Here is a 15,162-nt window from a genome sequence, read left to right on the forward strand (position 1 = left end):
CATGACCAGCCTCTGGGAAAGATGGTCCTGCCGCGAGAAGCCCCAGCGGGGCTGCCCCGGGTTATTGAGAACTTACAATGATTGCTCGGTATCTTATTGATTTGCTTGTCCTTCTTGGCCTGTGCATACACACTGGGGTCGGTACCGCCGACGAACCAGAAAACGTATGGCACATTCCACGTACGCCCGAAGATGCTGAAGTCTTCGCTGGCCGACGCCGGAGCCGTCTCGTAGGCCTGGTCGCCAAACTGCGCTTTGAAGGCTGCCGCGATCTTCTGGGTCGACGCATCGTCGTTTTCGGTTAGCGGGTAACTGCTCAGGGTGGTGAACTCGGGCGGCCGCTCGGCATTGGAGGCATCGCACTCAGCGCAGCAAATTCGCTTGACAGACGACAGCATGTACTCGCGCACATCTTCGTCGAAGGTGCGCATATTGAGCTTGATCGTGGCATCGTCAGGAATGATGTTTTCTTTGGTGCCGGCCTGCAGCGAGCCAATGGTCAACACTGCGTTGTCCAGCGGCGAGATTTCACGCGAAACGATGGTTTGCAGGCGCAATGTGGTGGCGGCGGCCATGATCACCGGATCGATGGCGGTCTGCGGCTGTGAGCCATGTGACCCGCGACCGAATAGTTTGATCTTCAAGCTGTCACCGGCTGACAGGATGACACCTGGGCGGTAGCAGACCGTTCCACTCAGTCCTACCATCACGTGCTGTCCCAAGATAATGTCCGGCTTGGGGAAGCGCCCCTCCCCCCAATCCTGAACCATGCTCGCTGCACCCCGGCCCACTTCCTCGCCGGGCTGGAACACGAGCATGACAGTGCCTTTCCAGGCGTCGCGATGCTCTGCAAAAATGCGCGACGCCCCCATCAACCAGGTCACGTGCAGGTCGTGCCCGCAGGAGTGGGCCACGCCTACCTCCACACCATCTTCATCTTTTGCCTTGACGGTACTGGCATAGGGCAAGCCGGTATTTTCCGCCATGGGTAGTGCATCCATGTCGGCACGCAACATCACGGTAGGGCCTTCGCCATTGCGCAACACGCCAACGACGCCTGTGACGCCCACCGCGCGCGTCACCTCGTAGCCCAGCGTTTCGATGTAATCGGCCGCGAGCTTGGCGGTGCGAACCTCTTGCATCGACAGTTCTGGGTGCTGGTGGATGTCCTTGTAGATCGTTTCGAGTTCCGCCAGCAGCTCTCCGCCGCAGGTAGTCAGGGCTTGGACGAGCGGATTCATGGCAACCTCCGGATTGTGAATATGTAGGATGCCTTACGCCATCGCGCAATAGTCATCCCGTTTCGCAGGTGGAGATATATGAAGTTGCAGTATAGTGCTCAATGTGCCTATCCGTGATTTAGGATGATGCGTCGTCGCTATCAGATAGACGTATAGCATCCGGGTTCGCACTACTTGCACGTGTGCTATCACCGACCGCGTAAATGTCACTTTGGCGACAGTTTGCAATGGCAACTCATGACTACGTGAAGTGCCGCGGGGAAGGACGAAATTTTCAGTTGCCCAACCCGCCGCAGTAGTGAACAAGCTGCGGCACGGGTGAAGCGACTGGAAGTAGCGTGATGGCTTCAGCGCAGTGCCCGCTGGACGACTGCTAGCGCGCTTCTGGTGGTCGCATCGATTAACGTGCTACTGCCCGCGCTTGCCTTGTAGAGCTTGACGACGCCGTTCATCCTAACGCTGGTCGCGGGCCTCACGTGGGCGGACTTTAACTTTGACGATTTCGCCCAGCCCGGCGCACAGCGGCGCAACGAGGCCATCGATGCCATTGCGCGAAACGGGCGAGGGGAATGGAAGAAGGCCTGCGGCTACCACCGCCCCCATCGCGGGTCGAGAACCTGATGTACCGGCTCAAGACGCTCACGGGCAGTAGCTTGTGGGCGCGCTGCATCGGCTCGCAAGCAACCGAGGTGGCGATCCGCGTAGGCGTGCTTAACCGCATGGCGGCCCTTGCGCGCCCGCAGCCATCCGCATCGCCTGAATTTCGGATCACAGGAGCCTCTTTGTCTTCAAGTTCGATTTATGCAACAACGCCACTCCGCCACCCAATCCACCGCCGGTCTGCCGTTCACGACATATTCATAGGCTTCCAGCGGGATGCCGGTCAGCGTGATCTTGTCGTTGTAGTGCAGCGTAGTGAGGTCTCTGCTCTTCCCGCAGCGCATCTTCTCGACACGTTCATCGGTCAACAGCAGCCCGCACACAGAAATACTTCATTCGCGATATCACCTGCGAGCGAGTACGCAAATCAAGCCGCTGAAGGATGGCCGACACATGTTCCTTGACGGTGTTGATGGATAAGCCCAGGTTTCGAGCGATGAGCTTGTTGGGCAATCCCTCCGGCAACTGGACGAGCACCGCGCCTTGGCGTTGTGTCAGACCGAGTTCTTCTGGCGTGATTGGAATGCTTTGCGCCGGCTCGAACGATTGGTCATGCTCGTTGAGACGTTTCATCCACGACACCGCCTGAAACCGGGTGCTCACGCCAAGCCGCTTGAGAATGGCCGACACATGTTCCTTGACAGTGTGCTCCGTTATGCCCAGGCGATGGGCGATGTCCTTGTTGAGCAATCCCTCCTGCATCAGGACGAGAACCGCGCCTTGGCGGTGGGTCAGCCCTGTTTCTTCCGGCATAATTGAAGAGGCATCCGCTGTCTCAAACGATTGACCATGCACGTCGTGCGCGTCGTCGCCAGCCAGTACCTCATGCACAGCTACAGTGGCAGCATTGGCGTCCAGACGCTTGTCAACGGAATCGCGAGCGTTGAGCGCGGAAACGCCTCCGCAGGTCTCCATGTTCGCCGCCGGAAGCACGTAGGTAGTCTCGCTAAGATCGCACGGGAAAGAATCGGTGCCAATGAACACGCTGGCCTGACCGAGCCGAAAACTTGATGCCCCTCTGTCAGCGTTCAAGGGCTTGTCGCTATCGCGGTAAAACATCCGCTGTCGCTCGCCCTGAAAGTCACTGTTCCCAACACGTGTGCCGCCGTAGTAACGGTCGGCCAGAGGCTGACCTGTCTTGATGAATGGGTTGCGGATACCCTCACCGTTCATCATATCCATCATCGCCCGTAAGTCTTCAATCTGAGGCGGTGTTAATTCCGCCAGTGCCGCAAAAATCTCCCCAACCTGCTCTGAAAACATTGTCCTTCTACCCCGTCTTTCCGCCCCACAGTCCGTGTCAATCGCCGTTCTGCCGAAACCATGAGATGCTGCCCGATTGCGTGCGCATGGCAGATTCACCTAACTAAACACCGAATTGGTATTTAAGTAACTACTTTACATGGCAGCAGCCTGATGCCCGAAGAAGCCGCCCGTGGAAATGTGCGATTAGCGGCCTACAAGGGGCACTGCTGTGGACGTTGACGAGCGCGTGGCAAACAGGTGAGTAAGCTAAGGAACATTGACAAGCTGTTCGAAGGGCGGCATTTCGATCGTGAAGTCATCGTCTCGTGCGTTCGTTGGTACCTGCGTTACAAGCTGAGCCTGCGCGCTCTGGTCGAGATGATGGCCGAGCGCGGTCTGTCACTGGCGCACACGACGACCATGCGCTGAGTCAAGCGGTTCACTCCGGAGTTCGTTAAGCGCTGGAATCGCTTTGCTATGTCAGCCGGCCGGTCTTGGCGAGTCGACGAAACTTACGTGAAGATCCGTGGCAAGTGGGCCTATCCTTACCGTGCGGTTGACCGGGCTGGTAAGACGGCCGATTTCCGGCTCTGGGGTTGCCCCGTTTCATCGGACAGATTTGCATTGGAATTTTATGTCAATGGGTTTTCTCCTTGTGATGGGGCGGAGTACGACGCTGCGATCGTCGAAGTACTTGAATAGCCTGATCGAACAGGATCATCGCAACCTCAAAGCGCGGGTGAACGTGATGCTCGGCTTTAAACGCTTTAGGACTGCGGCGACAACCATTTCCGGCATCGAGCTGATGCATCGCATTCGCAAAGGCCAGTTCAACCTGACGGAACTGCGCCTCAAAGATACACTGCGCCCGCTGTCTGGACGGCAGTTCTCTCAGCTCGCTGAGGTGCCCCGCAATCGGGCCGCTCTTCGCTGGCCTTCACTATTTGCACCAGAGCCCGATTATCCACCGGCCAGGCAACGAGCCAGACCCGCCCAACAAGATGTTGATTGACCAGGCAATCACAGCGTCGATGCCACAGATCAGCATTCTTGACGTGTTGCCTATCGCCGGGTCAGGCAGCGCTCGCAGTGCGAGGTCGACTTGGCCGGGCTCCCGGAGCAGTCCCCGTGGCCTACCCTTGTTGCACTGACCGCCGCCGAGGGCAAGCTGCGCCCCCGACTATCTCGACGGTCGCCGGGTAGCCCTCGATCGTGACACCACGGACGCCCCGCCCGCCCAAGCTCTGGGTGAGTAGCTTCCTGCCGCCCCAAAGAATCCAAAGTCCGGTCGCACGCAGAAGGAGTGAACGACGACTTGCTGATCCGCATGGCTGTCTCTCCGTACATCTGGGCAGCCGGACTAGGGGGATGGCCGGGATTCGTAAATATGCTACGAACAGCAAATCATGCGGTTCCCGCGGTGACGCAGCCCAAGCAGCGTCACTCTCGGGCATGTGAGACCAAGCGCTCAAGCAGGTGATCGAATTGCTCCCGCTCCGTGGCATCGAGACAGGACACGATTTCGGCATTGCGGCGCTCGATCAGGGCCATCGCCCGCAGCCAGATGCGCTCCCCCTTGTTCGTCACCGTCAGGACGACGCCGCGGCCGTCCGTGGCACTCGCCGCCTTACGCACCAGCCCCTGGTCGACCAGCGACTGCGCCGCACGGCTCGCCTGACCCTTGTCCAGATTCGCGCGACGCGCCAGATCGTTGACCGATAACGGGCTGAACGAGCCAATCGCGGCCAGGCACCGCCCTTCGTGCATCGGAATGCCCACTTCTGCTTCATAGGCTTGTTGCGTGATCCGGTCAGTGAGCTTGGTGAGTTCGTGCAGGCGGTGTGTCAAGGTGCGGTCAAGGGCGATCGGGATGTATCTGGAAGTCACCGGCAGGTACCTCTCAAGGCAAAAAAGGTGATGCAGAAACTATACAGCTGACTGGTTGCGGACTCAACCAAGCGGGGCGGTCAACGCCTGTCGGCATGATCCGGGGCTTCGCCATATGATTCGGCGCATCTAGTTGCGCACGCAACCAGTAGAAACCCTAGTGCCGATTCGCGTGCCGTTGGCACATACTAGTTGCGCGCACAACCAATAGGCAAGCCGTGTCTGACAACCGTTGCGCCAGACCAGCCCACGGCGGCCAGGCATCAGATTGTGCGAGGCCGTCGTGTTCGTCATCCATCCAGCCGACGGCGGCGCCGTAGGAGACAAGTCCCATGAGATCACCCATTGCAGCCCCCCAACCCTCGGACGCCGCCGCAACGTTGACCGCAAATCACTCCATTGCCGAAGCCCGGCTCGTTATCGCCAAGGTATCGCGCCATCTGCTATGGTTCCTGTTTCTCTTGTTCGTGGTTTCCTTCCTGGATCGCATCAACATCGGCTTCGCCGGCCTGACGATGATGAAGGACCTGGGGCTGACCGGCACCCAGTTCGGCCTGGCCACCACCCTGTTCTACCTGGCCTACATCGCCTGCGGTGTGCCGAGCAATGCCATCCTGGCACGCGTCGGCGCACGACGCTGGATCGCGGCGATCATGGTTGCCTGGGGCATGGCCTCCACTGCCACCTTGTTCGCCACGGATGCGCACACGCTGTACTGGCTTCGGGTACTGGTTGGCATCACCGAGGCTGGCTTTCTCCCTGGCATGCTGCTGTACCTGACCTTCTGGTTCCCAACGGCTTACCGGGCCCGCGCCAATGCCCTGTTCATGATCGCCATGCCGGTCACGGCCGCTTTCGGTTCGGCAGCCTCCGGTGTGATCCTCGGCATGGACGGGCTGTACGGGCTCAAGGGCTGGCAGTGGCTGTTCCTCCTCGAAGGGTTGCCGGCCTCGGTGCTGGGCGTGATCGTCTATTTCTATTTCAACGACACGCCGGCGCAAGCGCGCTGGCTCTCGCCGGGTGAGAAGCAAACGCTCGCGCAGATGCTGGCTGCCGAGCATCGGGCTGCCCCCGTGGCGCAGGGGCCCGGCGAGACGTCGCGCAGCCTGTGGTCCGAACTGACCTCCGCCACGGTGCTGAAGTTCTCGCTGGCCTATTTCTGCCTGGTCAACAGCCTCGCCATGGTGGCCGTGTGGACGCCGCTGATCGTCAAGAGCTTCGCCGGCGGCGCCACCAACACCACGATCGGGCTGCTGGCCGCGATTCCCCAGCTATGCACGATCATTGGCATGATCTGGTGGGGCCGGCGCTCGGACCGCGCGCAGGAGCGCCGCTGGCACACCGTGCTGCCGATGCTGTGCGCGGCGGCGGGCTGGCTGCTGACGGCGTATTCGTCGCATCCTGCGGTGCAACTGCTGGGCGTGTGCCTGGCTTCCACCGGCGCCTATACCGCCATGTCGATCTTCTGGACCACGCCGGACCATGCGTTGAGCTTCGCCGCGCGTGCCTTGGGCATCGCGGTGATCAACGCGACCGGCAACCTTGGCTCCGCCCTCAATCCGCTGGTCGTGGGCTGGCTGAAGGACATCACGCACAGCTTCAACACAGGCCTGCTCTACGCGGCGGCCCTGCTGGTTGCGGGCAGTGTCATTTTCATGGTCTTACCGATCCCGCGCACGCTCAAGCCAACGACCTGACAGCAGGTTTCATACCTTCTGCCCGGTTACCCATTAGCCAGCCGGGAAGCGACGTAGCTGCCGCGCGCTACGCCCAACCCATTCCATTGAATCGGAGTCAAGTCCATGCATCTGCCCTCCACCGAAGTTCGTCCTTCGATCTACTACGACTACCAGGTGTTCAAGCCTTGGCTGGCTTCCGCCCACCCGAAGCAGGACCGCAGGAAGGTGGTCATTGCCGGTTCCGGCCCGGCGGGCATGGTCGCCGCCCTGGAACTGGCCCGCCATGGCGTACCCAGCGTCGTCGTCACCTCGGAGCTGCAGGTGTCCCAAGGCAGTCGCGCCATTGTCTTCACGCGTCGCTCGATGGAAATCCTGCAGCAAGTCGGCGTGGCCGATCGTATGACCGAGAACGGCCTGCCCTGGCGCTTCGGCAACTCCTACTACCGCGGCCAGCGCGTCTTCCGCATGGAAGCCCCGCACGACGGCGACGACCGTTTCTTCCCGATGCTGAACATCCAGCAACAGTACATGGAGGAATACCTGCTCGATGCCTGCGCGGCGAATCCGCTGATCGATTTCCGCTGGGGCAACAAGGTGGTCAAGGTCGAGCAGGAGACCGATTTCGCGCGTGTCGAGGTGGACACGCCGGAAGGCCCCTATTGGCTGGAGACCGAGTGGCTGGTCGCGGCCGACGGCGGACGCTCCGGCATCCGCACCGCAATGGACCTGCAGATGGAAGGCGCCTCCTACGAGGGCTTCTTCGTGATCGCCGACATCAAGATCGACCTGCCGCTGCCGACCGAGCGCCTGGCCTACTTCGACCCGGACTGGAACCCCGGCAACACCATCTTGATGCACCGCGAGCCACATGGCATCTGGCGCGTCGACTACCAGTTGCCCGCCGGCGAAACGCCCGAAGACGCGCTCAAGCCCGAGTCGCTCAAGGCGCGCATCGATGCCCAGTTGGCGATGATCGGCCATGCCGGCGCCCCCTGGGAAATGGACTGGTGCTCGGTGTACTCCGCCCGCACGCTGACGCTGCCCGATTACGTGCACGGCCGCGTGATCTTTACCGGCGATGCCGCCCACCTGCTGCCGATCTTCGGCGTGCGCGGCGCCAACACCGCCTTTCAGGACGCGCAGTCCCTGGCCTGGCACCTCGCCTTCGTGGTCAAGGGACTGGCCGGCCGGAAGCTACTGGCCAACCACAGCGCCGAGCGGGTCGGCGCGGCACGCGAGATCATCGAGGAGGCGGGCAAGAGCACGCGCTTCATGACGCCGCCGAGCGAGGGCTTCCGCCTGCTGCGTGACGCCGTGCTGTCGCTCTCGCTGACCGAGAAGTTCGTGCGCCCGCTGTACCACTGGCGCACCTCGCGGCCGCATGAGTACACCGCTTCGGTGCTCAACTGTCCTGGTGACGACAACGCGTTGTTCGTGCACGGCCCGGCCCACGGTGCCCCGCCGCAAAACATCCGCCTGGCGGCCAACGACTACCTGCTGGACCATCTGGGCGGCGGCTTCGACCTGTTGTACTTCACCGAGGCCGACGCCATGCCCGAAGCTTTGCAGAGCGTAGCGGCCGCCACCCGCGAGCGCGGCGTGCAGCTGCGCGTCATCGCCGTCGGGGCTGCCAGCCCGGTGGCCGGCGCCGACCTGACGTTCGCCGACGCCGATGGCCACTTCCGCCGTCGCTATGGGGTGCAGGCCAGCGGCGCGGGTTATCTGCTGCGCCCCGACCAGCACGTGTGCGCGCGCTGGCTGACGCTGGACGCCACGCGCCTGCAAGCCGCCCTGAACACCGCCCTGCCCCAGTGAAGATCCATTAGGAGAGAGTCCCATGACTGCCCCTCACAACACCCTGAGCATCCCCGGCCTGGAAGCCGTTTATGACGCCCTGGCCACCGCCATCGACCAGGTCGGCGCGGACAAGGCGCAACTGTTCCTGGTCAAACTGGCGCTGCTCAACGCCAATGCGCTGGGCGCACCGGAGCAATTCCAGCAGCACGTGCAGGTCGCGCTGAAGAACCTGTAAACCGCCCAGGTCTGCCGTCTTCGGCAGGCCTCAGGCTCTGTCGAGAGCGACCGCCTACCACACCAAGGAGTTCCCCATGCTAAGCAAGAAAGTCCCCCACGTCGCCTACCGCTGCATCGACGCCAAGCAAACCGTAGAGTGGTACCCCTGGACATGAAGTTCGTGCTGGCCATTGCCGAGGACGAAGTGCCCTCGACCAAGGCGCCGGATCCCTATGTGTATCTTCCTCTATGCCGGACAGGGCAACATCCTGGCCTTCTTCGAACGGCCCAGCCACGCGCTGATGGCCAACACAGGGCAGATGCAACCTGCAGCCCGGCGACCTGCCGGGCTCGGGCACGCTGTCGGGGCCCGCGCCCGACCAGGCCGGTTCCAGCTGGAACTCACGCAAGGTGGCAAGCAAGCGGTCGCGCTGCCGAGCGGCGAGATGCGCGTCTACCTCGCCGACGGCGACACGGGCAGCGGCCAACATGGCCTCGATGCTCTTGGTGCGAAACAGACTCATGAATCTACGTTACTGGATGAAGGGCGTAATACCAAGTGTCGACGCATCTATCAAAGGGCGTCATCTTGCGTTCGGATAAGTTCATCAGTGGTTCTCGGCCATCGAGCGCATTTCCACCTTTGGCACATTCTGCCACCCACCGCCAACTGCAAGGAAAGGGTTGATCTGATTGAGTGCGACCCGGCTTTCCGACGCCGCCAACGAGGCTTCAGTGCCGGCCAGGGTGCGACTCTGCGACTTCATTGCACCATTCGGCATGGTCCGAATCGTCCAGCATGAGCACGCCACTGGGGGAAGCCTGGATAGCCTGAATGAAGCGCATATTGCTCCGCCTGCTGTACTTGCGTACACGAGCGCCTGACCAGACGGTGTAGGCGGTAATGGATATCGCCCCACGGGCCGAGCGTGTTCTCGCTCTCGCCACGGGCTGGGTCATCGAGTGCCTTCCATTGTCGGCTGACCTGGTAAATGTTGTAGCCCTCTAGCGCAAGCAGCGCCGCACCCATCACGCCCAGTCCGAGCACCGGGCCGACAATGAAGTAAACGGCGGCCGACACAACGATCGGCCCGATCAGCATGGTCGCCGTACGGGACCAAATAGCGTTCATGGGGCACCGGCGAGGTCGCCAATATTGCAGACAGTGCCACAGAAAACCGCCGGAAAACTTGGCCCGAACCCCCAACGCCCCGCGCCGCAAGCAAGCTACCAAGGATTTCAAGCCGCCTTCTGGAATGCGAACCGCTATACTCATAGCGATACAATTGCTGTGCTGGGCTCACCTGTACTGGGCTCACTTTTGTCACGCCGATGTTGATACGACTGGTCACCAACTCTGTCCGTTTCGCCACTCGGCACGCCTGGGGTGTCATCCTCACGACACTGCTACTCACGCTCGCCAGCGGCATCTACGCCGCACGGCATTTTGCCATCAACACCGACATCGGTCGGTTGCTTGACAAGAACGAGTCCTGGGCTCAACACGATGCCGCGATCAGTGCGGCCTTTCCGCAGCGGGATCAACTAATCATAGCCGTCGTGCAGGCGCCGGCGAGCGAGCTCGCTGCCGCTGCTGCCGACGCGCTGGCCGAAGCGTTACGCCGACAGCCCGCACGCTTTCGCACGGTAAGCCAGCCAGGCGGCGGCGATTTCTTTGTGCATAACGGCTTGCTCTTTCTGTCCAGGGATAAACTGAGCGACATGACCGGCCGGCTCGTGCAGGCGCACCCGCTGCTCAACGCTCTGGCGCACGACCCGTCACTGCGCGGCCTTGCCGACACGCTATCCACAACGCTGGCGCTGCCGCTGCAGATCGGGCAAGTCAAGCTGGGCGATATGGCGCGCCTGTTGGGCAGCAGCGCTGTGACTCTCGAGCAAGTGCTGGCGGGTAAACCGGCCGCTCTTTCATGGGCCGCGCTGGGAGGCATGCCTGGGCCTGAGGGTCAGGCCAGCAGCTTTGTGTCTGTCAGCCCGATACTGGACTTTAGCGACCTGGAGGCCGGCGCCAAGGCTTCCGATGCCATCCGTGCCGCCGCGGCGCAGTTGCGGTTGCAGGAACGCTACAGCGCCACGGTAAGGCTGACCGGCCCGCAGCCGCTGGCTGACGACGAGTTCTCCTCGATAAAAGATGGCGCCTTGGTCAATGGGGTGTTCACGGTACTAGTGGTGATCCTGATTCTCTGGCTGGCACTGCGCTCGCCCCGGCTGATCCTGGCAGTCCTGGTAAATGTATTCGCCGGCTTGACCTTGACTGCGGCGTTCGGGCTCTTCCTGGTGGGTGCGCTCAACATGATATCCATTGCCTTCGCCGTGCTGTTCATTGGGCTTGGCGTCGACTTCGGCATTCAGTTCGGCGTGCGCTATCGCGCCAGACGGTATCGATACAGTAACTTGGCGCTGGCGCTCTCACGCGCTGCGCAAAGCGTGGGGATGCCATTGGCACTCGCCGCTGCAGCCACCGCCGCCGCGTTCTTCTCCTTCGTACCAACCAGCTACCGCGGCTTGGCGGAACTGGGCAAAATCGCCGGTTCCGGCATGATCATCGCCTTCGCCACCACAGCTACTGCCGGCACTGATCAGCGTGTTACACCCCCCCGGCGAGACCAGCATCCCCGGCTTTGCATGGTTGGCGCCCGCCGACAGATTCTTCGAACGTCGGCGCAAGCCAGTGCTGCTGATTACATGCGCGGCAATCCTGATTGGAACCCCGCTGCTGCTGCACCTGCGCTTCGACTTCAATCCGTTGCACCTGAAAGACCCGCACTCGGAGTCAATGTCGACCCTGCTGTCGCTTAAGGATGTGCCCCAGGTCAGTATGGACGATGTCAACGTGCTCGCGCCCTCGCTGGCGGCCGCAGAGGCCACTGCGGCGCAGTTGGGGGCCTTGCCTGAGGTGGCTCGCGTGGTCACACTGCAGAGTTTCATACCAAACGATCAGTCGGCCAAGCTGAAGCTCATAGCCGATGTCGCTTCGAGCCTGACGCCGGTGCTGACCCAAAGCACGGCCAGTCCGACCAGCGACGTGTTGCGCGTCAATGCGCTTAAGAGCCTGGCCAAGCTGCTGACGCTTGCATCCGAAGACCATCCCGGCCCAGGCGCGGCAGAAAGTGTACGATTGGCCAAGGCGCTGCGCCAGCTCGCTGCTGCCGATGCCGCCACCCGCGATCGCGCGGAACAAGCACTGGCCCTGCCACTGCGCTTGGCGCTGGCCGACCTGCAGCGCGCTTTGCAGGCGCAGCCGATCGATCGGCAGACGCTACCGCACGACCTGGTGCGCGACTGGATCACGCCGGATGGCCGTGCCCTAGTCACTTTGAGTCCGCGTCTGCCATCCGCGGACGGTCCCGCACGCGCGGCAGCGCTAGACCATTTCGTCGACACCATTCTGCGCGTCGAGCCTAAGGCAGCAGGAGGACCGATTTCGGTGCGGGGCTCGGCCGATACTATCCTCGGCGCCTTCGCCCAGGCCGGGGCCTGGGCTTTGCTGTCGATCACGGTGCTGCTTTGGATCACACTGCGTCGCCTTACTGACGTGCTGCTGACGCTGGTGCCGCTGCTGGTTTCCGCCACGGTTGCCCTGGAACTGTGCGTGCTATTCGGCATCGCGCTGAATTTTGCCAATATTATCGCGTTGCCTCTGTTGCTCGGTATCGGTGTGGCCTTCAAAATCTACTATGTGATAGCTTGGCGCGCCGGCAAGACGCACCTGCTGCAATCGAACCTGACGCTTGCCGTCCTGCTCAGCGCGGCCACTACCGCTACCGCCTTCGGCAGCCTGTGGCTGTCCCACCATAGCGGCACCGCCAGTATGGGAAAGCTGCTGACGCTGTCACTGATGTGCACACTGGTTGGCGCGGTGTTCTTCCAGCCGATCCTGATGGGCAAGCCACGCCGTACCAACATCAGTCGGCAGACTGCCCACGCAATATTTCCGAAATAGGTGCCGATCTCTACGCGCGAGTAGCGGATGCGATACCACGAGGTGAATGTGCTCCACGTCGGCCACCACCACGCAAGGAGCATTTCTGCCCCTAGAATCGAGGGCTATGCTGCAAAGATGAGGCATGCATCCGCGCTTAGCCAGGTCTTGTTGCGGCGGGCGCATCGCTCGCCGGGCAAGGACACAATGAAGCACATTGTCAAAACCAATTGCATCACGCTGACCGCAGCGATTGCATTAATCGCGCTAGCTCCGGGCTTGTCACACGCTTTCGCGATAGATGCGCAACTCGATTGCAAATCGACCGGACACGCGTTCATTGCTCCACTTATGGAGAACCGGTATATCGAACCGAATCCGATGCGCGTCGAACCGAACTCGATCAATGCCTTTAAACTTGCGAAAGACATCGACCTGAGAGCATTCGACTTTCGCGTCTATGTTGTGCTTGGCTATGAGAAAGACGACCCAATGTTCAAACAGGGGAGCGGCCAGCCCCTTGCGGAGTCTGCCTACGGCGCGGTCGTCATCGGCCGCACGGAATCGGTGGAAAAGCGCGTGCGGCAAGCAGGCAGCGACGCCCTAGTGCACCATGTCGCGCCTTTCATTACCGCGATTTTCTGCAAAGTGCGTTGACCGCGCCGCGCGCCTTTCAGAACGAATGCCCACTGGGCGCGAAGCGCTATGTGAGCAAAGCCGTCGCACCAGCGCCGTATCGTCTGACTGCCGCGCTAAAGCGATGACCGTGACATAGCGATTTCGCATTATTCATCGTGCCGCTTGACGCGACCGGTCCCACAGTGTGATGCCGTATCGGTCACCGTGCATCGCCGCCAGCGCCACCGGACCCATGCCGATGGATGTCTTCGTGTGACTGGTGCACAGTGGCGGTCGCAACATCCTGGTCGACATCGGCTTCAATGCCACGACGACGGCGCGCCGCCGACGCGAGCTGCGGCGTTGCCCAATCGACAGCCTGGTGGCGCTAAGCCTGCGGCCGGCGGAAATCAGTGCGGATCGCCGCCAAAAAAATTATCGCCAAGGTCGCGCGGCATCCGTGCGTAGCGGATGGCGTAGACCTCGTAGTCGGGCAGTGTGATGGAAGATGACGTACGCATGGTGATTGTCGAAACCGCCGGCCTTTCCCGCAGCTTGCCGGCGCAGCCGGCACTCCGCTTGCCGGCGCGGAACAGTCGCGAGGAAACGGGCGGCCGCCGGCCGCCCGCGAACCTAGAACACATGGCGGATGCCGATTGCGGTGCCAAACTGGGAATCGCTTCCTGGCGTGAGGAAGTAGCCTGCGCCAAAGCCAGTCGCGGCGGTGTCGAAGTTCAGACCCGAGTTCTTCACATAGGCCATCATCAGATACAGGTCGGTGCGCTTGGAAAGCCGGTAGTTCGTCAGCAACGTGACCTGCCATGGATTGGCGGGGTTGGTTGCAGGCGCATTCTGCCCCAGGCGCAACGTCTTGAGGTTGTCATAGTAATACGCAAGGTTCAGGTCCAGCGACGCGGTGGCGGGAAAGTTGACGCCGATCCAGTAATAGTCGTCACGCACCACGGAGCTTCCCGACGAATCCTTGGCATCACCCCAGCGATAGCCGCCCATTACCTTGGTCTTGCCGATAATGTAGCTGAGCGCGGCTCCGGCCTTCTTGACGGCGCCGGTATTGCCGACCGTCACAGCCGGATTCCATTGGTCGTAGGCTACTGCGGCACCCAGCCTGCCGGCCGTATAGGAAAGCGAGGCGCCGTAGGCGGTGTTGTCGCGGAACTGTCCGGGCGTCTCCCCTGCCCCGCCGCCGGCCAGCGGCGTCACCGCGATCGCGCCGACGCCGGTGCCGAAGCTCCAGTGCGCACCGACGCCGAGCGGACCGAACTTCCCTGCGTACTTGACCATATTGTCCTGGCGGAAATTCGAACCGATCTGCGCGACGATGGGTTCATACATCGGCGCATAGAGCAGCGGTGCAAAATTTCCGAAAGCCTCGAACATGGTGGAGTATTGGCGACCGAATGTCAGCGTACCGAGATCGGACTTGCGCACGCCAACATAGGCCTGCCGGCCGAACAGGCGACCGCCTTGCTGCGACTTGCCATCGTCAAGCCCGAATCCGCTCTCCAATACGAAGAGCGACTGCAAGCCGTTACCCAGGTCCTCGGTCCCGCGCAGTCCCCAGCGTGAACCGCCCCACCCTCCGCTGGTCTGCAAGGACACGCGGTCTCCGCCCGGCTGGCGTGTAATGGCCCCTGTCGTCGTGTTGACCGTTGGCGCGCCAGCCCCGAGATGATTGACATACTCGATCGGGGCATCCACGACGCCATAGAGGACCACGCTTGACTGGGCATGGCCAGCGCAAGCGAAGGTTCCCGACAGGGCGGCTGCAAGCAGAGATGTCTTCAATTGCATTGTCTCCTCCGGATTTTTTGTATCGTTCTTGGTTGTGTGACGCGGGAATTGGGCATTCCCGGTTGAA

The 15,162-nt window shown here is 61.6% G+C and carries 10 protein-coding genes and 5 pseudogenes; 9 read left to right on the forward strand and 6 right to left on the reverse strand.

The features are described from left to right. Nucleotides 1–1,241, reverse strand: a 1,241-nt coding sequence (locus tag ACGLHR_RS37625; RefSeq protein WP_400100428.1) for an amidohydrolase, incomplete at its 3' end; no start/stop codon positions are given. A 510-nt stretch (nt 1,242–1,751) separates the two neighbouring features. Between ACGLHR_RS37625 and ACGLHR_RS37630 the strand changes: the two are divergent. Further along, nucleotides 1,752–1,984: pseudogene (locus ACGLHR_RS37630) on the forward strand (IS5/IS1182 family transposase); the annotation flags it as partial. 45 nt (nt 1,985–2,029) lie between these two features. On the opposite strand, the gene ACGLHR_RS37635 reads toward ACGLHR_RS37630, so the two are convergent. Both ACGLHR_RS37635 and ACGLHR_RS37640 read right to left on the reverse strand, forming a co-directional pair. Beyond that, entirely contained in the window at nt 2,030–2,209 is a 180-nt protein-coding gene (locus ACGLHR_RS37635) for a type ISP restriction/modification enzyme (protein WP_400100430.1), read from the reverse strand. Beyond that, nucleotides 2,199–3,164 carry a response regulator transcription factor gene (locus ACGLHR_RS37640; RefSeq protein ID WP_400100432.1) on the reverse strand — a complete coding sequence of 322 codons (966 nt, stop codon included), beginning with the start codon at nt 3,162–3,164 and terminating at the stop codon, nt 2,199–2,201. Before ACGLHR_RS37640 ends, ACGLHR_RS37635 begins: the two co-directional genes overlap by 11 nt. A 258-nt stretch (nt 3,165–3,422) precedes the next feature. On the opposite strand from ACGLHR_RS37640, the pseudogene ACGLHR_RS37645 reads away from it, so the two are divergent. Continuing rightward, a pseudogene (locus tag ACGLHR_RS37645) lies at nt 3,423–4,049 on the forward strand (IS6 family transposase). A gap of 537 nt (nt 4,050–4,586) precedes the next feature. Here the strand turns inward: ACGLHR_RS37645 and ACGLHR_RS37650 are convergent. Continuing rightward, a complete protein-coding gene (locus ACGLHR_RS37650; protein ID WP_400100434.1) occupies nt 4,587–5,033 on the reverse strand; it encodes a MarR family winged helix-turn-helix transcriptional regulator in 447 nt (148 codons plus the stop codon). A 332-nt stretch (nt 5,034–5,365) separates the two neighbouring features. Here ACGLHR_RS37650 and ACGLHR_RS37655 point away from each other — a divergent pair, with 332 nt between their 5' ends. From ACGLHR_RS37655 to ACGLHR_RS37675, 5 genes and pseudogenes are all read left to right on the forward strand, one after another. After that, nucleotides 5,366–6,730: an MFS transporter gene (locus ACGLHR_RS37655; RefSeq protein ID WP_400100436.1), complete on the forward strand. Its 1,365-nt coding sequence runs from the start codon at nt 5,366–5,368 to the stop codon at nt 6,728–6,730. 105 nt (nt 6,731–6,835) lie between these two features. After that, complete coding sequence (locus tag ACGLHR_RS37660) at nt 6,836–8,527, forward strand: FAD-dependent monooxygenase (RefSeq protein ID WP_400100438.1); 1,692 nt, start codon at nt 6,836–6,838, stop codon at nt 8,525–8,527. Between the two features lie 22 nt (nt 8,528–8,549). Next, nucleotides 8,550–8,744: a DUF2783 domain-containing protein gene (locus ACGLHR_RS37665; RefSeq protein WP_400100440.1), complete on the forward strand. Its 195-nt coding sequence runs from the start codon at nt 8,550–8,552 to the stop codon at nt 8,742–8,744. Nucleotides 8,745–8,820: 76 nt separating this feature from the next. Then, nucleotides 8,821–9,030 (forward strand): annotated as a pseudogene (locus tag ACGLHR_RS37670) (VOC family protein); the annotation flags it as partial. A 4-nt stretch (nt 9,031–9,034) separates the two neighbouring features. Next, a pseudogene (locus ACGLHR_RS37675) lies at nt 9,035–9,201 on the forward strand (fumarylacetoacetase); the annotation flags it as partial. 287 nt (nt 9,202–9,488) lie between these two features. On the opposite strand, the gene ACGLHR_RS37680 reads toward ACGLHR_RS37675, so the two are convergent. Beyond that, a complete protein-coding gene (locus ACGLHR_RS37680) occupies nt 9,489–9,857 on the reverse strand; it encodes a DUF3329 domain-containing protein (RefSeq protein WP_400100442.1) in 369 nt (122 codons plus the stop codon). Between the two features lie 200 nt (nt 9,858–10,057). On the opposite strand from ACGLHR_RS37680, the pseudogene ACGLHR_RS37685 reads away from it, so the two are divergent. Together ACGLHR_RS37685 and ACGLHR_RS37690 are read left to right on the forward strand one after the other, a co-directional pair. Beyond that, a pseudogene (locus ACGLHR_RS37685) lies at nt 10,058–12,686 on the forward strand (MMPL family transporter). Between the two features lie 186 nt (nt 12,687–12,872). Continuing rightward, nucleotides 12,873–13,322 (forward strand): hypothetical protein, encoded by a 450-nt coding sequence (locus ACGLHR_RS37690; protein WP_400100444.1) that lies wholly within the window; start codon nt 12,873–12,875, stop codon nt 13,320–13,322. 594 nt (nt 13,323–13,916) lie between these two features. Here the strand turns inward: ACGLHR_RS37690 and ACGLHR_RS37695 are convergent. Then, a complete protein-coding gene (locus ACGLHR_RS37695; RefSeq protein WP_400100445.1) occupies nt 13,917–15,089 on the reverse strand; it encodes a porin in 1,173 nt (390 codons plus the stop codon). Nucleotides 15,090–15,162: the final 73 nt, after the last annotated feature.

The sequence above is a fragment of the Cupriavidus sp. CuC1 genome, from assembly GCF_044627735.1.
Taxonomy (GTDB): Bacteria; Pseudomonadota; Gammaproteobacteria; order Burkholderiales; family Burkholderiaceae; genus Cupriavidus; species Cupriavidus ulmosensis.

Excerpts from the sequence above, each read along its gene's own strand:
- ACGLHR_RS37640 (WP_400100432.1), bottom strand. The coding sequence starts at position 3,164 with ATGTTTTCAGAGCAGGTTGGGGAGATTTTTGCGGCACTGGCGGAATTA.
- ACGLHR_RS37655 (WP_400100436.1), top strand. The coding sequence starts at position 5,366 with ATGAGATCACCCATTGCAGCCCCCCAACCCTCGGACGCCGCCGCAACG.
- ACGLHR_RS37660 (WP_400100438.1), top strand. The coding sequence starts at position 6,836 with ATGCATCTGCCCTCCACCGAAGTTCGTCCTTCGATCTACTACGACTAC.
- ACGLHR_RS37665 (WP_400100440.1), top strand. The coding sequence starts at position 8,550 with ATGACTGCCCCTCACAACACCCTGAGCATCCCCGGCCTGGAAGCCGTT.
- ACGLHR_RS37680 (WP_400100442.1), bottom strand. The coding sequence starts at position 9,857 with ATGAACGCTATTTGGTCCCGTACGGCGACCATGCTGATCGGGCCGATC.
- ACGLHR_RS37690 (WP_400100444.1), top strand. The coding sequence starts at position 12,873 with ATGAAGCACATTGTCAAAACCAATTGCATCACGCTGACCGCAGCGATT.